This is a genomic window from Blautia hominis, assembly GCA_002270465.1.
GTDB lineage: Bacteria > Bacillota > Clostridia > Lachnospirales > Lachnospiraceae > Blautia > Blautia hominis.
This window is the reverse complement of record NQOF01000003.1, coordinates 127,632-154,461: the sequence shown is the minus strand read 5'-3', so window position 1 is coordinate 154,461 and position 26,830 is coordinate 127,632. Positions and strand designations below refer to the sequence as shown.

At 47.0% G+C, this 26,830-nt stretch carries 26 protein-coding genes and 1 pseudogene; 5 read left to right on the top strand and 22 right to left on the bottom strand.

Annotation, left to right across the window (positions count from 1 at the left end; translation table 11 throughout):
• Positions 1–18: 18 nt before the first annotated feature.
• The 4 genes from CI595_RS11420 (at position 19) to asnB (ending at position 4,454) form a co-directional block, all read left to right on the top strand.
• Positions 19–864 (top strand): AraC family transcriptional regulator, encoded by an 846-nt coding sequence (locus tag CI595_RS11420; protein ID WP_095173394.1) that lies wholly within the window; start codon positions 19–21, stop codon positions 862–864.
• A gap of 190 nt (positions 865–1,054) precedes the next feature.
• Positions 1,055–1,903: a dipicolinate synthase subunit DpsA gene (locus CI595_RS11415; RefSeq protein ID WP_095173393.1), complete on the top strand. Its 849-nt coding sequence runs from the start codon at positions 1,055–1,057 to the stop codon at positions 1,901–1,903.
• 11 nt (positions 1,904–1,914) lie between these two features.
• On the top strand, positions 1,915–2,493 hold the full coding sequence (locus tag CI595_RS11410) for a dipicolinate synthase subunit B (protein WP_095173392.1): 579 nt from the start codon (positions 1,915–1,917) through the stop codon (positions 2,491–2,493).
• Positions 2,494–2,603: 110 nt separating this feature from the next.
• Positions 2,604–4,454, top strand: a complete 1,851-nt coding sequence (gene asnB, locus CI595_RS11405) for an asparagine synthase (glutamine-hydrolyzing) (RefSeq protein WP_095173391.1) — start codon at positions 2,604–2,606, stop codon at positions 4,452–4,454.
• A 144-nt stretch (positions 4,455–4,598) separates the two neighbouring features.
• Here the strand turns inward: asnB and tsaA are convergent, their stop codons facing one another.
• From tsaA to CI595_RS11315, 18 genes and pseudogenes are all read right to left on the bottom strand, one after another.
• Positions 4,599–5,279, bottom strand: coding sequence for a tRNA (N6-threonylcarbamoyladenosine(37)-N6)-methyltransferase TrmO (gene tsaA, locus CI595_RS11400; RefSeq protein WP_095173390.1), 681 nt, complete (start codon positions 5,277–5,279; stop codon positions 4,599–4,601).
• 307 nt (positions 5,280–5,586) lie between these two features.
• A complete protein-coding gene (locus CI595_RS11395; RefSeq protein ID WP_095173389.1) occupies positions 5,587–7,206 on the bottom strand; it encodes an ABC transporter ATP-binding protein in 1,620 nt (539 codons plus the stop codon).
• Positions 7,207–7,477: 271 nt separating this feature from the next.
• Positions 7,478–7,681, bottom strand: a pseudogene (locus CI595_RS11390) (ISNCY family transposase); the annotation flags it as partial.
• A 309-nt stretch (positions 7,682–7,990) separates the two neighbouring features.
• Entirely contained in the window at positions 7,991–8,530 is a 540-nt protein-coding gene (locus CI595_RS11385) for a DUF1697 domain-containing protein (protein ID WP_095173388.1), read from the bottom strand.
• A 73-nt stretch (positions 8,531–8,603) separates the two neighbouring features.
• Entirely contained in the window at positions 8,604–9,638 is a 1,035-nt protein-coding gene (locus CI595_RS11380) for an ArsR/SmtB family transcription factor (RefSeq protein ID WP_095173387.1), read from the bottom strand.
• A 63-nt stretch (positions 9,639–9,701) separates the two neighbouring features.
• The gene (locus CI595_RS11375; RefSeq protein ID WP_162291857.1) at positions 9,702–10,877 is read right to left on the bottom strand and encodes a GGDEF domain-containing protein; all 1,176 of its coding nucleotides are present in this window, start codon (positions 10,875–10,877) and stop codon (positions 9,702–9,704) included.
• The gene (locus CI595_RS11370; RefSeq protein WP_095173385.1) at positions 10,864–13,029 is read right to left on the bottom strand and encodes an EAL domain-containing protein; all 2,166 of its coding nucleotides are present in this window, start codon (positions 13,027–13,029) and stop codon (positions 10,864–10,866) included. Before CI595_RS11370 ends, CI595_RS11375 begins: the two co-directional genes overlap by 14 nt.
• Before the next feature lie 399 nt (positions 13,030–13,428).
• Positions 13,429–14,190: an AlkZ-related protein gene (locus CI595_RS11365; protein WP_243135150.1), complete on the bottom strand. Its 762-nt coding sequence runs from the start codon at positions 14,188–14,190 to the stop codon at positions 13,429–13,431.
• Positions 14,191–14,664: 474 nt separating this feature from the next.
• Entirely contained in the window at positions 14,665–14,877 is a 213-nt protein-coding gene (locus CI595_RS11360) for a hypothetical protein (protein WP_243135149.1), read from the bottom strand.
• The gene (locus CI595_RS11355) at positions 14,849–15,382 is read right to left on the bottom strand and encodes a DUF3990 domain-containing protein (RefSeq protein ID WP_095173384.1); all 534 of its coding nucleotides are present in this window, start codon (positions 15,380–15,382) and stop codon (positions 14,849–14,851) included. The genes CI595_RS11360 and CI595_RS11355 overlap by 29 nt, the downstream gene beginning before the upstream one ends.
• Positions 15,379–15,603, bottom strand: coding sequence for a DUF3791 domain-containing protein (locus tag CI595_RS11350; protein ID WP_095173383.1), 225 nt, complete (start codon positions 15,601–15,603; stop codon positions 15,379–15,381). Before CI595_RS11350 ends, CI595_RS11355 begins: the two co-directional genes overlap by 4 nt.
• A 387-nt stretch (positions 15,604–15,990) precedes the next feature.
• Positions 15,991–17,145 carry a hypothetical protein gene (locus CI595_RS11345; protein WP_095173382.1) on the bottom strand — a complete coding sequence of 385 codons (1,155 nt, stop codon included), beginning with the start codon at positions 17,143–17,145 and terminating at the stop codon, positions 15,991–15,993.
• The gene (locus CI595_RS11340; RefSeq protein WP_095173381.1) at positions 17,135–17,677 is read right to left on the bottom strand and encodes an RNA polymerase sigma factor; all 543 of its coding nucleotides are present in this window, start codon (positions 17,675–17,677) and stop codon (positions 17,135–17,137) included. Before CI595_RS11340 ends, CI595_RS11345 begins: the two co-directional genes overlap by 11 nt.
• 179 nt (positions 17,678–17,856) lie before the next feature.
• Entirely contained in the window at positions 17,857–19,212 is a 1,356-nt protein-coding gene (locus tag CI595_RS11335; protein ID WP_162291856.1) for a sensor histidine kinase, read from the bottom strand.
• Positions 19,191–19,862 (bottom strand): response regulator transcription factor, encoded by a 672-nt coding sequence (locus CI595_RS11330; protein ID WP_095173379.1) that lies wholly within the window; start codon positions 19,860–19,862, stop codon positions 19,191–19,193. The genes CI595_RS11335 and CI595_RS11330 overlap by 22 nt, the downstream gene beginning before the upstream one ends.
• A 2-nt stretch (positions 19,863–19,864) precedes the next feature.
• Positions 19,865–20,611: a lantibiotic immunity ABC transporter MutG family permease subunit gene (locus CI595_RS11325; RefSeq protein WP_095173378.1), complete on the bottom strand. Its 747-nt coding sequence runs from the start codon at positions 20,609–20,611 to the stop codon at positions 19,865–19,867.
• Position 20,612: 1 nt separating this feature from the next.
• Positions 20,613–21,341 (bottom strand): lantibiotic immunity ABC transporter MutE/EpiE family permease subunit, encoded by a 729-nt coding sequence (locus CI595_RS11320; RefSeq protein ID WP_162291855.1) that lies wholly within the window; start codon positions 21,339–21,341, stop codon positions 20,613–20,615.
• A gap of 1 nt (position 21,342) precedes the next feature.
• Positions 21,343–22,044, bottom strand: a complete 702-nt coding sequence (locus CI595_RS11315; protein ID WP_095173376.1) for a lantibiotic protection ABC transporter ATP-binding protein — start codon at positions 22,042–22,044, stop codon at positions 21,343–21,345.
• 281 nt (positions 22,045–22,325) lie between these two features.
• On the opposite strand from CI595_RS11315, the gene CI595_RS11310 reads away from it, so the two are divergent.
• Positions 22,326–23,177: an Rpn family recombination-promoting nuclease/putative transposase gene (locus CI595_RS11310; protein WP_095173375.1), complete on the top strand. Its 852-nt coding sequence runs from the start codon at positions 22,326–22,328 to the stop codon at positions 23,175–23,177.
• A gap of 144 nt (positions 23,178–23,321) precedes the next feature.
• Here the strand turns inward: CI595_RS11310 and CI595_RS11305 are convergent, their stop codons facing one another.
• Genes CI595_RS11305 through CI595_RS11290 form a run of 4 tightly spaced genes read right to left on the bottom strand, consistent with a single transcriptional unit; the run spans position 23,322 to position 26,704 of the window.
• Positions 23,322–24,554: an ABC transporter permease gene (locus CI595_RS11305; protein ID WP_095173374.1), complete on the bottom strand. Its 1,233-nt coding sequence runs from the start codon at positions 24,552–24,554 to the stop codon at positions 23,322–23,324.
• Positions 24,555–25,439 (bottom strand): ABC transporter ATP-binding protein, encoded by an 885-nt coding sequence (locus CI595_RS11300; RefSeq protein WP_095173373.1) that lies wholly within the window; start codon positions 25,437–25,439, stop codon positions 24,555–24,557.
• Positions 25,411–26,181: a hypothetical protein gene (locus tag CI595_RS11295; protein ID WP_095173372.1), complete on the bottom strand. Its 771-nt coding sequence runs from the start codon at positions 26,179–26,181 to the stop codon at positions 25,411–25,413. Before CI595_RS11295 ends, CI595_RS11300 begins: the two co-directional genes overlap by 29 nt.
• 4 nt (positions 26,182–26,185) lie before the next feature.
• Positions 26,186–26,704 (bottom strand): RNA polymerase sigma factor, encoded by a 519-nt coding sequence (locus CI595_RS11290; protein ID WP_158661446.1) that lies wholly within the window; start codon positions 26,702–26,704, stop codon positions 26,186–26,188.
• Between the last annotated feature and the right edge of the window lie 126 nt (positions 26,705–26,830).

Sequence of the window (26,830 nt, the reverse complement as noted above, 5' to 3'; positions counted from 1 at the left end):
CCACAGGAGGGAACAACATTGGATTCTTACAGTAAAACCGGTTATCTGAAAGACGATTTCCGCCTCTTTCATATTACAGACGAGGAGGAGCACAGCTTTTCCTATCATTATCATGATTTTTACAAACTTCTGGTTTTCATCCGGGGGGATGTGACTTACCACATTGAAGGAAAATCCTTTGATCTAAAACCCTATGATATTGTCCTGGTAAATGCCGGCGAGATCCACAAGCCGGTCATCAACAGCCGTTCCACCTACGAGCGGGTGATCCTCTACATTTCTCCTGCATTCATAGATTCCTGCCGGGATGGGGAGGATTCCCTGAACCAGTGCTTTGTACAGGCCCAAAAAAGCCGTTCCAATGTACTGCGCATTGAGCTGTTTGGCCAGAGCCGCCTGTATCAGGTCCTGCAGGAGCTGGAAAAATCCTTTGGGGAGGGGGCCTTTGCCGCTGCGCTGTATCAGAAAGCCCTTTTCCTGGAATTTCTCATTCTTCTGAACCGCTTTTCCATGGATGCCTACACAGGTACTTATATAGAAAACAGCCGCTGCAATTCCAAGATCCTTCCCGTGCTTGACTATATCGGCGAGCATCTGGCAGAGGATATTTCCATCGACCTGCTGGCATCCCGGTTCTATATGAGCCGTTATTATCTTATGCACTTGTTCAAACAGGAGACGGGATACAGTGTTGCCAGCTATATTTCCACCAAGCGCCTGCTGCGGGCCAGGGCGCTGATCCAAAACGGCATGTCCGTCACAGACGCCTGCTACCAGTGCGGCTTTAAAAATTATTCCTCCTTTTCCAGGGCCTATAAAAAACTTTTTCACACATCTGCCAGAGGCGAGCGCTACCCAAACTGACACGCAGCCTTTTCCTCTAAGTTACTATTCAGCCTTCCGGCAGTCCGGCGCGTGGCTGTCTCGGGATCGCCTTGCAATTGCAAGGCAGCACCCCGCGGGACAGAAAAAGGCTGAACTGTTACTCCTCTAACACATCTCTTTTCCCTCTTACATATAGTAAATAAGAGTTCAGACATTCAGGAGCCAGGCAATGAGTCACCAAAAATTTGATTTTGCAGTCATCGGCGGAGATATGCGTCAGGTCTATCTGGCACAATATCTCCTGGAATGCGGCTGCAAGGTTTGTAAATATGCACTTTGCGCAGATATTCCGGGCACCTCCTGCTATACTGCCCCCTCTCTTTTGGAGGCAGTTTCAAACGCAGAGACCATTCTTGCGCCAATCCCCATAAGCAAAAGCAAAGATATCCCACTGTCCCTTCTGCCGGATATGCTCCGGGAGGGCCAGTCCTTCTTTGCAGGATGCATACCCAGAGACTTCCAGGAAAAGTTATTTTCAAAAGGCATTTTTGTCTCTGATCTGATGAAGGATGAGATACTCACTGTAAAAAACAGCATAGCAACCGCAGAAGGCGCCGTTGCGGAAGCCATTCAGAAAAGCAGCTGCAATCTCCACCATAGCCGCTGTCTTGTACTGGGATACGGAACCTGCGGGAAAACCCTGGCCTCGTATCTGAAAGGGATGTTCTGTCATGTAACGGTTTGTGCCAGAAGACCCGGTGTGCGGGCAGAAGCCCAGGCGCTGACAGGGGACGCTGTCTCTTTGGAGGAACTGAAAGAACACGCGGGCAGTTTTGATTTTATCTTCAACACAATTCCCGCGCAGATCATTGACAGGTCACTTTTAAAGAGCCTGAAAAAACAGGCTCTTATCATTGATATTGCTTCCGCTCCCGGCGGTTTGGATCATGCCGAAGCGAAGAACCTGGGGATATCCGCATATCTCTGTCCCGGACTTCCGGGGAAATATGCCCCTCGTTCCTCCGCCTATGCCATTGCGGAAGCTGTTTTTCGTATATTAAAGGAATTTGAAGAATAGGAGAAACGATCATGTCGTTAAAAGGAAGGAAAGTGGGAGTGGCCTTTACCGGCTCCTTCTGCACATATAAAAAAGTGTTTGAGGAATTACAAAAGCTTGCAGACGAAGGCGCAGAAATACAAACCATCTTTTCAGATGCCGCCAAAAGCATTGACAGCCGTTTCGGCAATGCAGAGGACTTTGTAGAAAAGGCACGCAGCATAACAGGCAGGGAACCCATGCTCACCATCCCCCAGGCAGAGCCTATCGGCCCCAAAAGCCTGCTGGATATCCTGGTGATCCTGCCCTGCACAGGCAATACCATCGCAAAGCTTGCAAACGGCATTACCGATACCCCTGCCCTCATGGCAGCCAAGGCGCATCTGCGGAACGAAAAGCCTCTGCTTATCTCCATCTCCACCAACGACGCACTGGGGATGAATATGAAGAATATCGGCCTGCTCCTGAATGCCAAGAACATCTATTTTGTTCCTTTCGGTCAGGATAACCCCGAGAAAAAGCCCAATTCCATGATCGCCCGCACGGAACTTCTCATACCTTCCATTGAAGCGGCTTTAAACGGAAAGCAGTATCAGCCGGTCATACAGTAAAAAACTGCTGTCACCGTCAAACGCAGCTCAATTTTTCACCCGGCAGGGGTTTGCCCGCAGCAGTATGCGGGCAAATCCCTTATGGGGTATCAGAAGAAAGGGGAATTTCTATGTGTGGTATCGCAGGATTTTGTAATCCGAAAAGAGATTTTACGGAGGAAAAGGGGAAATGGAATCACATCCTGGAGGAAATGAACCGGATACAAAAGCGCCGGGGACCGGATGACCAGGGGACTTATCTGGACAAAAGCTGCGGCCTGGCCCATGTGAGGCTGGAGATCATTGACCTTGTCACAGGTCATCAGCCTATGATACGAAAGAGTGCATCCGGCACTTATGCCATCGCATACAACGGTGAGATCTACAACATGCCTGAACTGAAAAAAGAACTGATAAAAGAAGGGGCTGTCTTTGAGACTGCCAGCGATACCGAAGTGATTTTAAACGGATTTATGCTGCACGGGAAGGAATACATCAAAAAATTAAATGGTATTTTTGCCATAGCTCTGTGGGATTCCGCCAAAAACCAACTGTCCCTTATCAGAGACCGCCTGGGGATCAAGCCTCTATTCTATACATGGGCTGACAAAACCCTGGTATTTTCCTCTGAGATCAAAGGTCTGTTCGCCTTCCCCGGGGTAACACCCCAGCTGGACAGGGACGGCCTGTGCGAAGTATTCGCTCTGGGGCCTGCTAAAAGTTACGGAAAAGGCGTCTTCAAAGATGTCAGTGAGGTACTTCCGGGACACTGCCTGACATTGGGACCAGGCGGAGTCTCTGAACATGCTTACTGGAACCTGGAAAGCCGCCCCCATACAGACTCTTTTGACGAGACCGTGGAAAAGACAGCCTGGCTGGTGGAGGACGCTGTTAAAAAACAGATGCTCTCCGACATTCCCATCAGCACCTTTCTCTCCGGCGGTGTGGACAGCAGCCTGGTCACCTCTATCTGTGCCGCAGAGCTGAAAAAACAGGGAAAAGTCCTGAACACCTTCTCTTTTGACTTTAAAGACAACAATAAATATTTCAGATCCAACGCCTTCCAGCCAAGCCAGGACCGTCCCTGGGCAGAAAAAATGGTGGAGTATGCCGGCACAAACCACCGTTTTCTGGAGTGCGACAATATGGCACAAGTGGACTGTCTGTTCAAAGCAGTGGACGCCAGAGACCTGCCGTGTATGGCGGACGTGGAATCCTCTATGCTCTACTTCTGTTCCCAGGTGGTGGAGCACAACAAAGTGACCCTCACAGGTGAATGTGCAGATGAAATCTTCGGCGGGTATCCCTGGTTCCATAAAAAAGAGGCATTTGAGGGAGACAATTTCCCCTGGTCCATGAGCATGGAGCCCAGAAAAGTCCTCCTGTCTGACGACTTTGCCGAATCCCTCGGCATGGAGGAATACGCACATGCCGCCTATGAAAAGACCATCCGCGAGACACCGGTCCTGCCGGGAGAGAATGCCGAAGAAAAACGCCGCCGTGAAATCTCCTATCTGAACCTGCGCTGGTTCATGGTGACACTGCTGGACCGCATGGACCGCACCAGCATGTATTCCGGCCTGGAAGCCCGTGTCCCCCTGGCAGACCACCGGATCGTGGAATACATCTTCAATGTCCCATGGAGCATGAAGTGCCCGGACGGCATCGTCAAAGGCCTGCTGCGCCATGCAGGGGAAGGATATCTCCCAAAAGAGGTTCTCTGGAGGAAAAAAAGCCCCTACCCCAAAACCTATGACCCTGCCTATGAAAACCTTTTGGGCGACCGCCTAAAAGAAGTTCTGGCAGACCCCAATGCCCCCATCCGCCCAATCCTGGACACCCGCAAAGTACACGCATTTTTGGAAAGCCCCTCCGACTACGGTAAACCCTTCTATGGCCAGCTCATGGCCGGCCCCCAGATGCTGGCCTACATGCTCCAGGTGAACTACTGGCTGGAAAAATACAAGATCCGTATTTTGTAACCGGCAAAATCCTCTAAAAAGGCTGGAGAATCACTGTCATTCTCCAGCCGTCTAAAGCATCCCGCAGTCTTCAAAAAACCGCCCCATCTTTCCATAAGCCTCTGCTCCGGCCTCTCTGCCCACAGCCTTCCCTGAATCAAAACTTCATCCCTGAGGCACCACCTCACATACCGTAAGAAGTCCCTCCCTGACAGTAAAACGGACCTCCAGTCCTGCAAAGCCAAACCCATAGATCCGCTCCGGATCATTCTGATATGCAGGCCTTGGGTCATTGGCCAGAACGCCCCTGAGGGCCTTTCTCTTATGTTCCGGCACTTTTTTCTCCAGCTCCTCCGGAAATTCCACTTCCAGCCTGTCTTCCCTATGTCTGGACGCAAATCCGCCCTCTGCCTCCGGGTGGCTGTCCGCATGAGGAACATAAGGCTTAATATCCAGAATCGGCGTTCCATCCATTAAATCCGCCCCTCTCACATGAAGGACAGGGCCGTATTCCGGATGCATCTCAATCCGCTCCAGACGTACACAAGACAGCCCGATGGGGTTTGGCCGAAAAGGTGAACGTGTAGCAAATACCCCTTTCCTTATGTTTCCCCCAAGCCTGGGCGGTCTCACCATGGGCTGCCATTTATCTCTTGCCGATTCAGAAAACTCCCAAACAAGCCATATATGCGAAAACTCTTCCAGCCCCCTGAATGCGTCCGGATTCCTATACTTTGCCTCAAAAACCACCGTTCCCGCCAGATCCTCCACCAACCCACTCTGACGCGGGATCCCAAACTTCGCAGGAAAATCCGTCCGGATCCATCCTATCCGATTGATCTCCATAAAACATCCTCCCTTCCTCTCATACCCATTTTCCCATCCCCCTCAAAATCCACACACTCCCGCAAACCTAACATTTTTCCTATAGCATACCCCAGTTTTCTCCAACAATCAAGCCGTTTTGACCATACCCACAGTAACAGTTCAGACAAGCTGAACCGTTACGCATCCAGCCATTAAGAATCGCTTCGCGATGGGCCGGATAAAGCTGGCACTACTTTTTCATACGGTCAGCGCAGTAAATGCGCAGACCTGTCTGAACTGTTACTGCCCACAGCCACAACCAGTCAAAGGAAGGGAGGGCTATACATCAAACACCTAACCTCAAGATCCCATCATACTCCCCTTCCAGCCTCTCATCCATATGATGCGTGATGGTAATGACCGTCAACTCCCGTCTCTCCAACAGCCTTTTCTCGATCTCAAACGCCGTCTCCCGATCAATTGCAGACGTACCCTCATCCAGGATCAACACCGGCGTCCTCCTGATAAGTGCCCGCGCAACGGCGATCCTCTGCCTCTGTCCCCCGGATAAAAGCTGTCCGTTTTCGCCCACCTTACTGTCTATTCCTCCTTCCATCCCTGCAAGGAAATCCTCCATTCCACTCTCCATCAACGCCTTATGTATCTCTTCATCCGAATACTGCCGTCCCAGGCAGATATTATCGCGGATATCCGTATCAAATAAAAACACATTCTGATGGATAACAGCTATCCGCCTGTTGATCTCCTCCTGCGGCATCTCCTTGAGGGAATGCCCATCTATCTCTATCTGCCCTTGAAAATCCCGGAAATATCCGGTCAAAAGTTTGATCAACGTGGATTTCCCACACCCGCTTTGACCCACAACAGCATACTTTTTCCCTGCTTCAAACAGAAAATCCTCATGCTCCAGCACCTTCTGATCATCCGCATAGGAGAACGTAAGATCCGTACAGCGGATTGCATCCTGCAGTCCCTGCATTTCATATTCCTGTCTGCTGCTGTCCTCCCCTTCATTGCGGGATATATCCATCAGCTCCGCCAAATGCTCCATAACCGGTTTAATCCCCTGTATTTTGGGAATATTCTGCATCAGTATTACCACCGGTGTGACAAACGTCCCGCTAAGCTGGATCAATGCAAGAAGTGTTCCCATACTTACCTTTCCCTGCATCATCTGCCAGGCCGCCACAAACACGATCACAATAACTGTCAGGGAAGAAAAAATATCAGAAAAACTCTCATTTACTGCCATCAGCCTGTCGGCAGCAAATTTTTTGTCCGCAGTATCCTTATTCACTTTATGAAATCTGCCCAAAATACAGTGTAAGGCAGAATATCCCCGTATCACTTCATAGCCATTCAAAAAATCCTTTGCCGCCGCAGTAAAGGAGGACAGCTGTGCCGAATACGCGTCCTGCCGTTCCTGGAGTTTTTTCCCCATAAGCGCAGGCACCGCAAACAAGAGCACTAAAAACAGAAGCAAAATAAAGGTCACCAGGGGACTTAAATATAACAGGATCCCAAGGGTAGCCAGAAAGAGCACTGCCATCTGGAAACAAAGCAGCAGCGGAACCAGATAATTATCCTCCACCAATTTCACATCATTCACAAGAGCGGACAGATAATCCGCTGTATTCTGTGCTGTATACTCTTTGGGGTCTTGTTTCATCACCCCCTTAAAGACCCTGTCCCTCAGATATCGGGTCACATTCCTCAAAAGGATTTTCCCCAGTAAGGCTTCCGAAAAGCTGATGACTCCAAAAGCCAGCAGAAAAGCGGCCATCCCCCCCAGTACCCTGTAAAACTCTCTGATCTCCCCCGCAACAGCCACATCTATGACTCTCTGCAGGAAGATTGAGACAAATGCTGCCAATAACGAGGACAGCCCCCCAAGCAATATGGTGCCACCCAGAAGCAGGCGGTCTTTTGGTTTATATAGTGTCATAATATCCCTCCCGATCATTGTGTTACCGCAATTGTATTGTTTTACTTACGTGAAATATATTTCATGTATATAAAATATCATATAATTCTATATCAGTCAAATACATTCTATAAAAATCGAATTTAGAACAGAATAAATAGTAACTATTCAATAGGTCTGCACATTCACGCACTGACCGTAAGAAAGCATTCCGCAGCCAAGCAAAACTCCCATCCCCAAAGGCGATTCTGCATGGATTTTTGCCTGTAACTGTGAGGGTACTGAACAATTACAATAAATTAAGCATTGGATAAAGGTGATACCTGCGAGGTCTTCCAGTGGAAGCGTGAAAATGAGAAATAAACGAAGAAGGAACAATTTCATCGAGATTAATGGTTTCATCAAGTAGAGCGAGGAACTGATATTTGTCATTATCAAATTTATTTTGGCAATTTTCAAAAACTTCTGCCAAAGTGAGCTGTTTATATGATATCATATATATGCATCTCCTTTATGGTGGCGGTTAAAATGGTTTCTAGGCAACTCTATTTTAACATAAACCATTGAGGAGATGTTTTGTTTTATGCAAGAAAAAACACCGCAATTATGCGGGTTTCGGCGTTTCGCAAACGCCTAAATTACAATAAATAAAAAAGGGAGGTGCTGAAATGCATCTCCTCAAACTATAGCGAATCCATATTCCTATATTTTCTTTCTATACGGCGGTGTACAAACTAATAACCCTAACCGGCAAACTTCATAACGATTCCTTTCCGCTCTTCCAAACCCGGCGCTGTTAAGGCTGTCACATACCTGCTATTTTTCTAACTGTATTAGCTGTCCGAATGGTGATCCTGCCGCTTACACCGGAACCGGCAGTCTTTGACCACCAATTTGTCTTTTGATAGTCCTTCCGGCTGAAGGACCAGAAAACAACATTTTTGTAATGATACACGCTCTCATATTCCGCTTTAGGCACTCCTATTTCATCATAGAACTCCTCATAAGATAAAGGAGACATAAGAAATATAAGGTTATCATATATCTCTCTATTATCATCTCCCCACCAATCAGGAGCATTCTTTAACAGCTCTGCTAATTCTTCCTGCAAAATAATAAAGACCGGTATCTCTAAATGAAATCTGTCTCTGATCATGAGCTGTACTTTATTTGAAAGAACGTCTTTATCCTCAATGGCACTTGAAAAGATAACATTACCACTGTTAAGATAGGTGACAATCTCTGCAAAACCAAGTTCTGCAAAGCACTTTTTTAATTCAGACATTGCTATCTTGTTTTTTCCGCTTATATTGATTCCCCTTAACAAGGCAATATATCTTTTCATAAACCACTTACTCCTCTACCGCTCCAAATCATACTGCTTGTCAAACAAGCTTTGATCACAATATGTGGAGGTGTCATAAAAGCATCTCCTCCACCTTTTTCAGGAACTCCCGTATGGTGTCTTCCTGCAAACAATAATACACTTTTCCATCCCGCTTTTCCACGGTGACAAAATCGCAGATCAACAGCGAGTTCATATGATGCGACACTGTTGAAGGCGACAATCCCAGACTCTCTGCCAGTTCCAGGTTAAATTTCCTGGAGCACTTCAGGTCACATAATATATCCAGTTTACTCTGGTCGCTCAGTGCCTTTGCCTGGCGGATGACCATTTCTTTAGACACATTTCCGGAATGTTTCCCTGTATCCAGGTATCCCATGAGAACTCCATGGTATCCGCACGTCAGCATAACGATCTGCGCCAGAGGTACTCCCATGGACATATATACTGCCTGGTTTTCTTCACAGAGCTCCGCCATTTTTGCATAAGATTCATTGCCTTCCAGATTTTCTTTTTTCTGCAGCAGCTTTTCCAAAGGCTTCTTCACAGAATCCCTGGCTTTTTCAAATGCCGGAAGATTCAGTCTGATCATTTCGCCAAGCTGTTCCAGCCGGTAGACGGGTCTTCTCAGCCAATCCAGGACATACCACTTTTCCTCACTTTTCACAGGCAGGCCGTCCATAAACTCCAAAAGTGCCTTTTCCCCTGAAAGGTCCGGCAGGTCATCTTCTGTCTTGATATCAGGATTTTTTTCCATGTCTACAAGGTAATAGGCCAATCTTCTGCGCATTGCGGCCGGATCTGCCTGCCCGGGGTTCTCCAGATACTGGCGGTTCTCCACAGCCAAAGCTACGATCCAAAAAAACATATCCTGGGATTTATCTTTATAAAAAAACTCCTCCTGGGGGGTCTTAACTTTATGTTTCAGAAAGGTCCTGACATACTTCTCTACCGGCGGAAAATGTTTCTGGTAAAACATCTCCCCTCCAAGTCCGAAGCCGTTGAGATCCCGGATGATCTCTTCCCGCCATGTTTCGGGATTTTCTACACTAAGCAGAGCAAGGGTCTCAAACAAAGGGTCCAGCTCTCTTTTTAGTACGATACCCATACAATTCCTCCCAAATATATTTTATGCATATAGAATACCATAAAGGAATAGAAAAAGAAATCCCTACGGTTTCATATCCTCGTATTTTTCCTTTTTCTGCAGATACATCTGTGTATCTGCTCTTTTATAGGTATCTTCAAGGGATTGATCCGTGGTATCATCGTAAACAGCGTATCCTGCAGACATCCGAATCTCCACACCCGCAGCCAGTCCCTCAGCCGGTTTCCTTTGGCAGACCTTATCCAGCATTTCCAGGATACGCTCACGCGGCACCTCACGAAGGATGATGGCAAACTCATCTCCTCCTGTCCGATACAGGGCTGCAGACTTCGGAAGACATGTTTTAAGGATTCCGCACCCCGCCTGAATATACTTATCTCCGGCAGTGTGCCCAAAAGTGTCATTGATGTGCTTTAATCCATCTAAGTCAACGGAGACAACAGCAAGTCCTTTCTTTGTCCTCATTGTCTCCAGGTTGTGGATATCCACTTCAAAAGCATTTCTGTTTTTCAGCCCTGTGAGCAAATCCGTATTGGCCATATCCTTGTAGGCCGGATTGGAGATCCTGCGGAAAAGCACCACGGCTGTAATGGCGGCAAGAATACAAAAAATGCAGATGATGAGCGGAGCCGCAAACTTCATATTGCTGAAAGTGCGGTACTGGCTGGAAGCATCAAATTCAATTCCCAGTACCCCCACCACCTCATCTTCGTCATGCATGGGAAAATAAGCGATGAAAACATTTCCCCAACTGGTATGATTGATGTCCTTGGGAAGCACCACCTGGTTCTCCATGGCCTTCTTCATATCCGGATAGCACTCCGGTTCAATGGCATCCCCTATATACCGGAAATCCTTGCCGGTGTCCGGCAGTCCATCCACCAGATAGATAAATGTACCGTCTTCCTTTTCCTTGGCTGTGTAGAGATATCGGACACCTGTGGCTGTTTTGACACTTTCCAGTGTCCTTTTTGCCTCCTGGTAGAGATAAGACGTGCCGTCCGCCCTGCTGTTCAGCCTCCGAAAGGTCTCCACATCCAGTTTGCCGTCCGCATACTCATAGATACTGTTTGCCCTGGCCCAAAGCGCCCGGATCATTCCGTTATAAGTCAGGCTGTAACTCACCCCGAAAGTAAGTCCGCAGGAAATGATCACAATAATGGCAGTCATAAGAAAAACCTGCACATCCACTCTGTATATCCTTTTTAAAGTTTCCGGCTTGGTTTTATTTCGCTTCATCTTCCACCTCACTGTAGGATACATTTTCCACCATACCCACTGCCTTTACTGTTTTTCCGTCTTTATCCCTGATCGCAGTGAGTGTAATGCGGTTGCGGACGGTACTGCCATCCCCCATTTTTGCCTTGACCATACAGGAGGCTCTGTCCTCCCCCCTGTAAATAGCACGGTATATATCCCGGAAGGCTTCCTCATATCCTTCGCACACCGTACCCTGTTCAATAAATCCCTCCGGTGCATTTGCCACCGTGGCATCCAGGCCAAACGCCTTCTGCGCATATTCAGAATAATATGCGGTACGCGTCTCCGTGTCCAGTTCAAAGATCACAGATCTTGTAGCCTCCATAGCCAGCCGGAAGCGCTCCTCACTTATGCGGAGATTCTCAATGCTGTTCATCCGTACGGTCTCATCCGACAGGGCTGCGTAAAATATCTCACCGCCAAAATTGGAAGTCAGGCAGAAAAAACGTATCCTCAGCCAAAGGACAGACGCACCCTTTCTTTTTCTCACAAAAACCTCCGCGCCCTTTTCCTCTTTGCTGCGTTTTGCTTCTGAGAGGGCATCGGTTATCTTCTCCCTGTCCTCAGGGAAAATATCCTGCATAACATCCACATGGCCGCTTCCACTCATCCAGTATTCGCCCATCAGCCGGCAATATTCCCCGTTAGCCCTCAGAACAAAGAGGTGGGTCCCATCGTAGCTGTACTGGGCCACAGCACCTGTAATATTACCCAGCAGCCGGTCGGTCAATGTGTCTTTGTGGAACAGATCGCTCAAATCCAGAAGGTGGCTGCTCTCCACCCGTTTTTTCCCGCCGTCACAAAAGTCCACTTTGTCAGGTGCAAGAAGCAGATTCTCAAATTCCCCGATACTCATAGGACAGTAGTAATAAAAGCCCTGCCCATAGACACAGCCCACACTGCGCAGTGTCTTCACATGTTCTTCCCGGTTGACTCCCTCAGCGATCACCGGCAGATTCAGCCATTTGCTCATATGCAGAATCGCATCCAGTATACCCAGGCTTTTCAGCCCCTCCCCCTCCATAAAATGCATATCCATTTTTAGGATGTCAATATTGGTGCTGCTCAGCATATTCAGGGATGAATACCCATTGCCGAAGTCATCCATCAGGATTGTAAATCCGTTTTTCTTCAGCCTCTCCGTCTCCTTAATGATCCGCTCAGACTGACCGGCATATACACTTTCTGTGATTTCCAGTTCGATCAAACCGGATGGGATATGATATCGCTCCATTATGTCTGTGAGCACAGAGCACACGTCCATGTCAAAAATATCCATGCGCGACAGATTTACGGATACGGGCACACAGGTACCGCCCTTGTCAAGCCAACGCCTGATCCAGGCAGCCGTCTCCTCCCAGACATACAGATCCAGCTTTTCGATAAAATGGTTTTTCTCGAACAATGGCACAAAATCCCCGGGAAGCAGCAGACCTTTTTGAGGATGCTGCCAGCGTACCAGAGCTTCTGCCCCCACTACTTTACCGCTCTCCATATTGCATTTTGGCTGCATATAGATTTTAAATTCCCTGTTTTTGATCCCTGCTTCCATGCTGTTGGTGATCTCCTGCTCTCTGAGGAGATTATCCCGCATATTTTCCCGGTACACTGCCACATGGTGGTCATTGCCTTTTACCGAATTCAGCGCCATCAGTGCCCTGCCGCACATATTTCCGGCGGGAATCACTTCCTCCTCCATGCGATAGATCCCAACTGCCAAAACCGCCTGGGCGTTTACAGGGCTTCCGCTGAAGATCCCCAGCAGATGATCCACTGTGCTCTTCTCATCTTCCACAGGAATACAGAGAGCAAAGACATCATCCCTCAGATTCCCCGCAATATGCTTTTCTTTGCGCGAAATGTACCTAAGCTGCTCTGCCACGTATTTTAAAAGCAGGTCTCCCTGCTCTTCACCGTACAATTCATTTATCATTTTAAACCGTTCAATATCTATGCAGATGATCTCAAAGCGGATATGAGGGTTCTGCTTTATCGCTCCGTCGGCAGATGCGCAGAAAGCCTCCCTGTTGAACAAACCCGTAACTTGGTCATATTGTTTCAGCCGTATGATCTCTTCTCTTAACCTTCTGTTCTCATTCTGCAGTTCTTTATCTTTCCTATCTTTCTGCATTTTTGTTCCTCAACGATTCTTTCGTAATATTCGGGGCTTTATATATATTTTTATTCTAACACTGCTATGGGTAAATTGCTATATAATTATCCTTATGGTTTCAGAGCTGACTTCCCAAGAGTTACTGTTTACTCCGTGTCCAGTAACACGCTCCGCGACGCGCACATATGGAGCATTCTGCCCCATATCGCGCTGGCTGCCTCGGAATTTTCATGCTTCCGGCATGAAAACGCCTCCCGGTACAGTGGTAACTCCCAAGATGAACGTTCAGGCAGCGGAACTGTCACCTAAATTCCCCGGATATTGATTTATACACTGGGTATATGCAAAAAACAGGCGGTTCATCCAGCCATGACTGGGGTATGCCGCCCGTTTTCCTTATTTGCGCTATTTGACAGATCACCTTCCGGCTCTGCCATATATAAATTTATGTATGTTTCTGTCCGATGCAAGGGGGTTCAGCCTCAGAATCTGTTCCCGGATCCTTTCCTCTGCTTCCTTGCTGCTGACTGCGGACGCCGCCTTCAAAACTTCACGGTCCCAAAAGTCCTCTATTTTGCAAAAGGCTGTGGAGTCCCAGCCGTAGGGTTTTCCCTCCGCACTGATTTTATGCCTTCTCCCGCAAATGGTGAGGAAAAGATTCATCTGCAGCTCCACTAAAGCCCTGTCAAAACGGGATTTGTCTTCTTTTCCAAACCTGGCTGCCTTCTTCAGTTCATGCAGCGGCATCACGCCTTCTTCCTCTATGCTGGTATATATACGTTTTGCCTCATTGCTGATCCTGCCTTCCAAGTACATATCCATAAAATCCATACTGCCCCTGCGGCAGGCAAAAAAATACGGATACCATTCTTTGGTGATATACCCGCTTTTCCTGAAAAAGAATTTCGCGTATGCCGTATCATTTCTTTCATCCAAAACCCGCATACGCCACTCCCACGGGTCTGTCTCCTTGTCTCCTGTGTGCCACTTGACCGGCGTATCATATGGAGGCTCCTTGTCCCAATCCCAGTCAATAATAGAATATATGCCCTCCGAATTGCCGCCGCCCATGGAAAATCCGGCATCAAGCAGCACTTCTGTAAAATCCTCATAATTCATTACTTTTTTCATCTCACACCCCGATTCCTGCACTGTACCTGCTTTCTTTGATCCGTACATAATAATTTACTTCCTGATTCTATCATTTTATTTTCCTTTCTGCAATCAAGATACCCTTCTATTCTACAACCGGCAACATGACATTTGTATGTCATCTTTCTTCCGTGCGCAGTGCAGGTTCAGAAAGGAACTGTCGGTTAATACCGATTTTTAAGCCCTTTACCAAAGAATAGGAATATCCCGTGGAATTTGGTGCCTTTCAGCACTTGATTTTCCACGGGATACTCTTACTCTTTCTATTGACACTTATTTTTGACCGCAAAAGGGCCTTGTTCTTATATTTGTAAGCCAAACTTTAATATCGTCATGGAGAATCGCGTCAAAGAAAATACGTTCCAAATGTTCAAGCTTTGCATACATCCCCTGCGGCGCCCATACCAGAGCGCTGCGGACATAAGCAGAAGGTTCTCTAACAAACTCGTGAAGATAATCCTATTCTTCACACAAGCCCAAATCAACTGTCCGGCCTATATTCTATTTACACTGAATTTCTCTTTTTAACATCTCATATATATAAGCCGACCCGTCCAGATAAAGACCAGTCTCTATATCACTTAATTTGCCAAACGTATCAGACATAAAGAATTGTTCCATAGCCTGTTCCATAGTAATCTTATAATCTTCCATAAGATACCCAATTACTTCCTGTGTGGTATACTCAATCATTTCCTGCTGCTGATTTGTCATATTGCACACCTACTTTCTTTAAATACTGCAGTGCATTCACAGTATGGAATGTATATTGATTTGTCAGTTTTCCAAAGTCAAACTCTTTCTTAAGATATTCAGCATCTATCGTCCCCCGGCTAAACTGCCGAATTAAGAGTCCTACCGTATCATTCGCCACAGGACCAACTACTACATCATATTTACAGTCAAGATTACATTCCATGCTTTCAAAATCAGTAAATTCTCTATCCCGATTATTTTTTATAAATATGGCCCAATCAATTGTTGGCTTCTCCTCAAATATCCGGCAATTCAAATCTGTTCTTTCTACTAAATCATCTGGTATTTCATACACAGTTACAGTAGGTGTCCCACCATCTATTCTGGCTCTGCGTTGTGCCATTCTCCATGCCTGCTCTTCCAAGAGCGTGGTATAGAACCCACATCCAAAATCCTTATTAGGCATGCATTTTGATAAATCAACTTTATCTATTTCCATATTAGAACCATGAAAAAGTTTCACTTAGCAGTACCTCCATTCTTTCTGCAAATTGAAGCCAGGTCATCCATCACGTCATCAAATGAAAGAGTATGCTCAACATCATAGAATTCTTTCAGAAACTCAATACCTTTATGCCGGCTCAAATAAATATATGCATCTCTCATGTGCATTTCATGTTGATATGCAAATTCGCTGATACACACAATAATATAGTCTAATACATTCATATCTGATTTCGTCATATCACCCTCTCCTCTCCTGCAATTTTTGTTCTGTAAGGATTATAACAAAATACAATTCCTGCAACAGGATAACGCTAATACGCCTGTGATGGGATCTACTTGGGAAGCCTCGTCAATAATCACATAGTCCAATAAATTCAAGATGGTTTGTGTCTTTCCCGTGCCCGGTGGTCTTTCAATTACTGAAACGGAAGAGCTAATCGCATTTTGAAGCGCCTTCTTCACATCCCATTATACCATTCAACTACTTTTTGATAAAGAAGAAAAAGAACTGTTTATAAATCCGAAAAAATTTCAGGGGAGCCAATGACTCATACAAGTCATTGGCTCCCCTGTTTAGGTCTGTCTATTTCCCGACAGCCACTTTATAATACCAATCATGTTAGACTAAAATACTGAAAAATCAATCATGTCGCCCAGGCTTTGCAACTGCTCTTTCGTCAGTGACACGGGACCCTCTGCCGGTTCATTTGTCTGGACGTTAATATATCCCCCGTTTACATCCATATAAACATTTTCATCCCATACATCCGACATATTTATACAAACAAAATTCTCTGCTCCTTTGTAAAAAATATAACTGTGTTTTGTAACATGATTGATCATGAGTCCAAGGTTATCTCCATTTTTATTTGTATATTCCCATTCCTCATAGTCTGACAGATCTCCCATATTCAGGACCATATCACCGAACACACCGTTTCTGTTCACTGACATGCCGCCTGTATATCTGTATTCGGGCTGGTTTTCTTCCAATATGGGGCAGATATCTCCATTGAAGTTCCCCTCCGGAAATACCCTTGCATGGCTCCAGATCAAATGCTCCTTATCCAGCAGAAAATCACGGATACCGGTCCTGTCCATGATCTCATTATAATCTACCACTGTCTCCGGTTCACTTAACAACTTCAGATCATACTTTTGGGATATCTCATCCACCTTGTCTGCTGTTCTTTGGGTGTTTACCCCATACGCGCTGCTGTATTGTGCCAATTCTTCCGGCAGTCCGTTTTTACTGATCTCCCCCACTGCCTGCAGTTCTTCTTCAGAATTTAAATTTTCTATAACATATTTGCCCCACTCCTGTGCCGCTTTATATTCATTACTCCCCTTCAGTGCACTTGCCACCATATTTATGGCTTCTTTCTCTTTGAGCACCTGTTTCTCCCCTTCCGCAGATTCAGATACATATTCTTTTTCCTCAACAGGATTGATCTTATCATCCACCAATATGTTATTTAATCCAAAAAAATCTGACGCACCTGCTGTAATTGCCAGGCCGGTCACTAATACGGCTGCTGCCGTAAGCGTAATCCACTTTTTCTTACTCATAGGTTTTCTCCCCTTCGCATTCCTGACTATGACCTCTCCTGCATCCACCTGGTCAAGCAGTCTTTGCTGCCGTTTTTCAAATGTATCAGAAAACTTGTGCTCCCCGCTGTTTTCTCCCATACGCTCCAGCTCCCATGCCTGCCCGATCAAATATAATATGTTCTCCATGCTGTCTTCCTTGTGAGGTTTTCTTTCCTTCTCATCCTTCACCCATCTCACCTCCCATTTCACTTCTGACCTTTTCTCTTGCACGGCGCAGCCTGGAGTAAATATTATCCTCGCTCAGATTCAGGCGCAGGGCAATCTCATGAACCGGCATTCCTTCAAAATATCTCATACACACAACTTCCCAATAATGTGCAGGCAGAACTTTCCTTATTTCCTGTATCAGTTCCCTATACTGCAGACTTTTCATATAAGACTCTATGGGCCTGTACGCGTCGGTCAGCCATTCCTGTTCCTCCACAGACACGTTCCCCTGCTCCCGTCTGTTTTTCCTATATATATCTATAGCCGCATTTTTCACAAACCGGGTCAGCAGCGCTTTTATCTTGTTCTCCTCCATCTGTCTGCATTTTCCCAGATAGGGTATAAACTTTTCATATGCGTCCCCAACCGCGTCCTCTGCCTGATACCGGTCATGCAGAATGGAAAAGGCAACTGCATACATCCCATTTCTGTATTTCATAAAAATATCTTCCAAAAGCACGGCATCCGGATGCTTTTTTCTTTCGCTCTCCACCCCTTCTTCTCCCTCCTGTTCTTAAGCGGATTTTTTCTTCGGAATGATCATTCTTACTAATAATAACGAATCACACCGGAAAATTTGGTCACTTCCGGATATTTTTTTACAAAAAACAGCGCATGCCAAAGTTCCCATAAAATCAAGAACTTCTGCCTGCGCTGAATGCGGTTCCGGGTTTACCATGGCAGCCACACACGGACACATCCGCCTCCAAACACTTCGGAATTTCCTAATTCCAGCCTGCCGCCATGCTCCTCTATAATTCTGTCTGCAATAAACAATCCCAGACCGGAATGTACGCCCCCGCTTCTGGCACTGCTGCCTGTATAAAATTCTTCTTTTCCTTTTGTGAGCGCCTCCCCCGTAAATCCCGGGCCGCTGTCCTCCACAACGATCTCTAAACCATCCTCCGGGGCAGAGGTCCCCAGGCAGATGGTCCCCCCCTGCCCTGCATATTCCGCGGCATTGGCTATGATATTCAGCAGTGCCCGTTCCAGGCGCTGCTCGTCTGCCTGTATTTCCCTGCGGATCTCTGCTGCCTTCCACATCAGGACCGCCTGTTTTTCCGCTGCCAGCCCCTGTGATTTTTTATGTATCTCCTCCAGGAATGCATCTGCGCAGACAATCTTTTTTACAAACCCCGCCGGCTGCTTCCCTCTTGTCATATCCAAAAGCTGCTCCACATACCCCTGCATCTGGCGGATACTAACTTCTATGGCCTCCACACAGGCGCGTTCTTCCTCCTTAAGGGTGCTCTCCAGCAACAGTTCGTTGTATCCCCTCACAATGGTAATGGGTGTTTTCAGATCATGAGCCAATGCCGATATCTTCTCCTGTCTGGCTTTTTCCATATCCCACTGGCTCATCAGGGACTTTTTCAGCGCCTCCTTCATGTGATCCAGGGCAGCCCCCACACGATCAATCTCGCGGACACCGCAGTTTTGCACCTGGAATTCCAGATTCTCCTGCTCTATTTTTTCAATGGCACTCTCTATACCGTTCATCTTCCGCTCCAGCATCCTGCCAAATCGCACAGCCATATACATCAAAAATGCCAGGATCTCCAGTATTACACATCCATATATGATCTCCTCCGCTGCCGGAAGATATTTCCGAAGCTTTGGATCCGCAAATTGAGCCTTGATGGAGTAACGCAGCACCAGAACTTCACCCTCCCGCTCCACCTTCCGGTAAAAAATGCGGCTGATCCCGGAATACTCTCTGTGGCTTACTTCCCAGGCTTTCTCTGCATCCTTTTCAGGTATGGTCCCCTCTTTCCAGGTTCCTTCCTCTGTAAAAAGTGCATAATCCATCAGCGGAGGAATATCTTCCATGCGGATCTCCTCCGTATTTTTTAAATTATCTTTCTCCCGTTCATATTCAATATCCCCATAATTTGCAGGATAAATATAACCTGCCTGCATAGCCAGGGACATGAGTATAAAGCCAAGAAATGCCAAGATCAGAGACCCCAGCAGCCAGCTGACCAGATATTTTATAAAAAGCCATTTTAAACTTCTTTCTCTTTCCATGTATAGCCAATCCCCCATACGGTCTGTATCGGAATCCCGCCCAGTCCCTCTGCCTTCTGCCTGATATTTTTCACATGCATGGCAATCACGGAACTATCGCCCTCCGCGTCATAGCCGAACACGCTCTCGTAGATCTGATCTTTTGACAATGTCTGTCCGTGGTGCAGTGCCAAATATTCACAGATTGCATATTCTCCTTTTGTGAGGGGACAGACCTGCCCGTCTTTCTCCATCTGCTTCGCACCCAGAAAAAAGCGGAAGCCCGATACCTCCAGGGCATGTTTTTTCTCCCGCTGGTCTCTTCTCAGATGTGCGTTGACCCTTGCCCGGATCTCTTCTGCACCAAATGGCTTTTTCAGATAGTCATCTCCGCCCAGTCCAAGCCCGCGCAGTATATCTGCCTCCCCACTTTTGGCTGTCAGAAAAATGATCGGACAGTCCACCAGATCCCTGATTTCCCGGCATAATTCAAATCCGTCAAGCCCGGGCATCATAACATCCAGCAAGATCAAAGAATAGGCAGACAGGGAGAACTTCCTAACCTCCAGAGGGCTGCCCACAGCCGTAACCCGGTGCCCGTCCCTCTCCAAAATCTTCTGTATTAAAGTAAGGAGCAGAGGATCATCATCCACTGCCAGAATTGATGCCATATCTACGCCTCCTCCCTACGGCCTTCAAACTTTTGAAACCATAAAAATGTCATGACTAAGAATAGCACAGATACTACCAGATAGCAAACCCCTCCAAGACGGAGCTGCCCCGTCAGATTTCCATATGTGCCCTGTTTGAGTGCAAGTAACATGGTGGAAAAACGCATGCCATAGGAAGGCCACCACACATACCATACTCCGTCGCCAAGTCCGGTCAGCATTACCGCTGAAACCACAGATTCTGCCACCCCTGCGCCAATCGTCACCCCTTCTCCAAATTTAAGTCCCAAAAACAGATGCTCTGCATAGACGGGCAGGTTGGATGCCCAGAGTACCAGTGTCAGAAGGAAGATATCTCCCGCCTCCGGCCCCTCTCCCTGCAGGCACAGCACTGCCTGAAACCCAAATACCGCAATGGCCATAGCCAGCATTCCTGACAAGAGCAGGAGCACGAGTTCTGCCCCCAGACCTTTCGCACGGCTGGGCACTGCCAGCAGGTTCTGCATCCTTCCCGCTTTAGCCTCCCTGTCTGTCAGCATTGCCGTCACAATCCCGGTAACAGCGGGATAGGCCATGGCTAAAAGTGTAACATAAGAAGTCAGATGTTCCCAGCCCCCTGCAGAACGCAGCCCCATGTATGCCGCATATAAAAACACTCCCAAAACAGGAATGAGAATATGTGCCGCAAAAAAGAGAGAATGCCGCATTCTGTATCCGCTGCTTTTTAGAAACCTGTAAAATTCCTTCATCTCAGACCGCCTCCCGTCTTTCCCACCATTTTACACTGCCAAATACTGTTGCCGCCAGCAGCACAGCCACCATGCAGAAGCCAGACAGAAAAACAACGGGATCCAAAAGAGCATCCCCCGGCTCCAGTAAAAGCCCGTTTGGACGGATCAAAAGGACAGGGCACATAAGGCGGTCCGCGATGGAGAACGGAAACAGGAAAAACAACCCTTTTTCCACCACGGAAAAACTGAAAAAAGCAGCCAGAAGTCCCAGCATAACACATGGAATCATGCCAAGCTTTGAAGCCAGCATGAGATAAAAGGGAATCTGCCATAAGCTCACCGCCCAGACGATCAGCATGCCTACTCCCCCAAAGCTGACGGGAACCGATGTGGTGAACACTATTCCAAGCAGACTGACGACAGCCCAAAAAATCCCTTGTGACAACAGCAGTTTCAGCGCCACAGCAATACATTTTGCAGTCCACTGTCCCGCCCCGAATACCGGTGAGGCCAGCATGGTCTGATAATGGAGTCTGATCTCACATCGTATATTCATGGCGCATAACAGCGGCACCAGACAAGGGTATAAGGTCCCATACCATATATTATAAGTAAACTGCTGGGCATACGGCCCCGCCATACTGATGAGGTACCCCAGCAAAATGGTGATAACCGGCATAACCCACATGGATCTTCCCATGGTGGAGTGCCGCATTTTAAGTAATTCCCCGCGGATCATTCCAATCATCTTATTCCCTCCCATTCTCTCTCACAACCTCCATAAAAAGCTCCTCCAGATTTTCTTTCCCGGAGATATCCCCCTCATATCCCAGGATACCTCCCGCTATGATACCGATACGGTCTGCGGTCTGCTGCACTTCACCCAGTATATGACTGGATAGGATAACGGTTATTCCCTGCTCCGGAAACCACCGGATCAGATTTCTAAGCTCTTGTATCCCAATAGGGTCCAGGCCGTTTGTGGGCTCATCCAGAATCAGGAGCCGAGGATTCCCAAGGAGGGCCGCGGCAATGCCCAGGCGCTGCTTCATTCCATAGGAAAAATGTCCTGCCCTTTTATTCCCCGTGTTTTTCAGGTCCACAGTATCCAGCACCTCATGGATCCTCTTCTCCGGAAGTCCCAGCTGCAGGGTGTGTACCCTCAGATTTTCTTCTGCAGTCAGATTTTCATAGATAGGCGGGTTTTCTATCAGCGCGCCAATATGGTATAAATCCTTTCTGCACCATTCATGATCTCCAAAATAAATCTTTCCTCCCGTTGGTCTCAGCATCCCTGTGATCATCTTCAGTATGGTGGATTTCCCCGCACCGTTTGGCCCCAGAAGGCCGTAGATACAGCCCTCCTCAATAGCCAGCGATACTTTGTTTACCGCTTTATGACCTTTAAATGACTTACTGAGATTTTCTGCCCTTAAAATATATTCGCTCATATAATTTCATCCTTTCTTTGAAAGCCGCGATCCCAGGCTTTCCTTTTCTTATACACAGGATAAAACGTAATTTTAAATTTTCTATAAAGACAGTGAAAAAATCCTGGGGTACTGTACAAGGTTGGGTAAACACCTCCCGGTACAGTGGCCTGTGAACAGTAACGTCTATATTGCAATATTATATAAATTTAATAAATATAGTAATTGTAACTTTGCACACTATCAGCTATAATAGATTCACAGACAGAGTTTCCGTGTCATATTTTCCAGGAGGAAACCATATGGCAAGGAAAAAATTTGAACAGCTGGATCTAAAGGATGCTTTTCTCTTTTCCGCTGCGCTGGAAGATCCGGAGGCGTGCCGGCTGATACTGGAGTTGTTTTTAGGGTATCCCATCGCAAATATAACCGTACACGCGGAACACAGTATTTTGCTCAGTTCTGATTTCAAAAGCGTCCGGCTGGATATCTATGCCAGTGACGAGTTATCTGTTGGCTATAACATGGAAATGCAAAACGAGAAGGAGAACAATCTGCCCATGCGGTCGCGGTATTACCAGAGCGAACTGGACATAGCCGCCTTAAAACCCGGAGAAGATTACAATGATATGAAGCCGGGCTATATTATTTTCATTTGTACGTTTGACCCATTTGGCAAAGGGCTGTACAAGTATACTTTTGAAAACCGCTGCCTGGAAACAGATATGCCTCTCGGAGATAAGACGATGAAAATCTTCTTTAACACAAAAGGTACCAATCCGGAGGATGTTTCAGAAGAACTGCTTGCATTTCTTGCGTATGTAGAAGACAGCACGGATTCTTGTGCAGAGAAAACCCAAAGTGAAACTGTTCATAAGATCCACAATAGGATCAAAGAATTGAAAAAGAATCGGGAAATGGGGGCGAAATTTATGCTGCTGGAAGAACTGATCAAAAGTGCTGAAAAAAAGGCCGGTGCTGAGGGACTTGTCAAAGGACGTATAGAAGGCATCTCTAAAGGAAGAAGCGAGGAGCAGAATCGCTACAGCAGACTGATTCTCCGGTTGGCCAAAGACGGACGAAGTGATCTGATCGTAAAAGCTGCTTCTGACACACATCTGCTGGATGCTTTATATCAGGAATATAAATTATAATCTGTAACTGTTCAGTACCCTCACATTTACAGGCAAAAATCCACGCAGAATCGCCTTTGGCGATGGGATTTTTGCCTGGCTGTTGAACGTTTTCTTACGGTCAGCGCAGTAAATGCGCAGACCTGCTGAATAGTTACTCAAAGATCATCTATTGACCTGATGCTTTTTAAAAGCATAACTTGAAGCCAGCGCAAATACTGCAATGCAGAGTATATACACCACAGTCAGCATGGAAGGCAGGCCAATGACCCTGCCCGGTATGTGGTAGACCAGATAATCCGTAAACCGAAACTCTGATATCTTAGGAGGTAGAAGCGCCAGAACATGTTTCCAAAGATATCCCCCTGCATTTCCATATAAAAAATTCGGTATCAGTACCAGAAGAAAATCCACTATGATCACACCGTAACTGTTCTTAAACACAGAAGACAAAAGCAGCGTGACTGCAGTCATACAGAGCACCGCACCGTAATTCAGGAACACCACCAGCAATACAGCCTGCCACATAGTCATATGATAGCTGATGGGGTTGGAGGTGTCATATGCCTGTATGGGAAGAGTTGCGCCCTGGGGACCGCATATCATAAGATAAATCCCGGAATAAACCAGAATGATCCCCCAGTAAACTGCTGTTGCATAGAGAAATGCCGTCAGTATTTTCGCGCCTGCCAGTCTGCTCTTCCCATATCGCATGGTCAGCAGCAGAGAATCCGCCCTGCTCTGGTATTCCCCTGCGAAAACAGGTGCAGTCCCCACACAGATCAGCGGTATGATCAAAATGATCCATCCTGCGGAATCTATCATGTTTTTCCAGAACCGGAAATTTCCCAGTTTTAAATCTTTTACCTGAGCATCCTTTTTCAGCCAGTAATCTTTCTGGTCCTCCAAAATGATGCCGTTCTTCACAGACCTATCCAGCGCGATCCGCACCTGTTCTCTGCGGCTCTCATAAAAATCTTTTCCTATACTTTTTTGAAACACTTCCTTCATATTCAGAGTCGTGTCGCTCCCCTGGTAGTTTGTCAGCAGAAGCGAGAACAGATCCCGGTTTCTTCTATATAAAGTTCCGTACACTTCCTCATTTAAAAAATCCAGTTCTTCCCGGTCTGAATTGGCAGCGGGGTCCTCTGTGCAGTCCAGGTATTCCCGGATGGTCCGCTGTACGGTTTCCTGGGTCACAGGCACGGTTGGCAGTTCCTTCAAAACCTTCACAGCTTCCGTTCCATAGACACTGTTCCCATTTTCATCTATGGCGGAGGTCTGTGCGATCACAGAGTATACACAGAACAGCAGAAACATACTGCAGCCCAATACCGTAAGCTGGTTCATCCTGCTTCCCCATATTTTTTTCCATTCATATCTCACCAGACGCTTCAACTACCATCTCCCCCTCTCGTCCATTTCCTCATAAAAAGCTTTCAGATATAAATCCTCCAGTGTGGGTTCTGCTTTTACGGCTGACTGCATGGGTTTTGTATTGCTGACCACACGCAGCCGCAGGTCCTTTCCCTGGCGATGGGAATTTACCACGCATATGCTGCGATCCATATTTTCCAGCTCCTTTTCCTCTGCCTCACATTCCCAGACTTCCCCGTCTATGGTTTCCGTCAGCTCCGATACGGTACCGTTCATAATAAACCTTCCTTTTTTCATGAGCAGGATCCTGTCCGCGATATATTCCACATCTGAAACGATGTGGGTGGATAAAATAACGATCTTATCCTTTGAAAGGCCTGAGATCATATTTCTGAAATACGCCCGCTCTTTTGGGTCCAATCCTGCGGTGGGCTCATCCAGGACCAGTATCCTCGGATCATTGAGAAGGGCCTGTGCAATGCCCAGCCTCTGTTTCATGCCCCCGGAAAATGTGCGTATTTTTCTGTCCGCGTCTTCCGATAGGTTGGTAAGTTCCAAAAGCTCCTTTGTCCTCTTCTTTGCGTAAGAGGGCCGCAGTCCTTTTACGGCTGCAATGTAAAGCATAAAATCTTTGGCGGTAAAACTGGGAGAATAACCGAATTCCTGAGGAAGATATCCCAGCAAATCCCGGAAAGCCTCCCCCATCTCTATATTGCTGCGTCCATCCAGCTTAACTTCCCCCGAAGTAGGGGTTAAGATCTGGCACAGCATCTGCATAAGTGTTGTCTTCCCTGCACCGTTTGCTCCCAGAAACCCATAAATCCCCTCCTCCAGTTCCATGCTCACCCGGTCCACGGCAATCTTATTTTTAAACTGCTTAGTCAGCCGTTCCATAGTTAATTTCATGACGCATCCCTCCCATACTCTTCAGAAGCCTGTTTATTTCCAACACTGTGACCACAATTCCGGCTGCTGCGGCAGCTCCCCAGCCAAACAGCCTGTCTGCTTCATACACCGGCACTGCTGATGCCCGCAGCATACTCACTGCGGCAATCAGAAAACCGCCCCAGGCAGTACAATACCACAGGGCATTTTCATCTCTGCACCGGTTTATCACTGTCATACAGCCTGCACACATGACACTGAACGGTGCCGCAAAGTACAAAACTGCCTGCCATAACAGGCCTGCAGTGAGGTCGGCTGCAAGCACCGCCCCTGTCAGACACACCGACAGATCCAAAAATCCAAATACCAGCAGACGGACCAACAGCATCTCCCCCGGCGAGTGTCTGGCCGCCTTGAGGATTTCCCTCATTCCCGGCCGGCAGATATCACACAGTTCATTTACATTCGCCAGACACAGCAGAGGCGCTGACACGGACAACAGAGGCCATGTACGTTGGTCAGGGGCTACCCCTGTCTCCAGGATCCCCAAGATCAGAAAGGCTGTCAAGATCAGCTTTGCAGCCCAGACTTTTCTGCTTATAAAAGGAAGCTGTCCTAAAAAAAAATCTCTCCTGCTTACACGCTGCCGCTCCGGATGCAGATTGATCTTCCCGGCTGCTCTCAGCGTCTGCAGATATGCCTCCTCTTCATAATCCGGTATGGGAATATCCCCCAGTCTCTGACGCAGTTTTCTGTCCCTCATGCCATCACTCCTCCCATTTGGTTTTAATGTATTTTTCCGCATTTTTCAGTTTGTACCGGACTGTGGAAACCGGCAGGGAAACCACCTGGGCAATTTCCGCCAGACGCAGATTCTGATAATATCTGAGCAGTATCAATTCTTTTTCCAGTTCCGGAAGCTCCCGGATTATTTCCTGCATAGTAAGCCTGTCACTGAGCTGCTCCGTCCCGGCAGGAGGACCATTTTCATACTCACTGCTTCTTTCTTCTTCCAGCAGAGTCTCTTTTCTTTTTTTATAATGGTCTTTGATCAGATTACCCGCCGTCACATAAAGATAATTTTTCAGTTTTCCTGTGTGCTCATAGCTGTCCAAATTTTGCAGAAAGCGCAGAAAAACATCCTGGGTCAGATCCTGGGCGGTCTGCCGGTCTTGCACACGGCAGTAACAATATGTATAGATGTCCCTGTAGTATTTTTGAATGAGGATTTCCACAGATTCCTGCTGGCCGCTGCGGATGTTCTTCAGGATTCTTTTCTCGGACATGTTTTTTCCTTTCTGCTGCATAGTATCTATAGTATATAACGACTGAGACGCAGAAAAAAACAAACAATTCACAAAAAAATAAGGCGGATGAACATCATCCGCCCAGACTGCTTAAAAACTGCATTC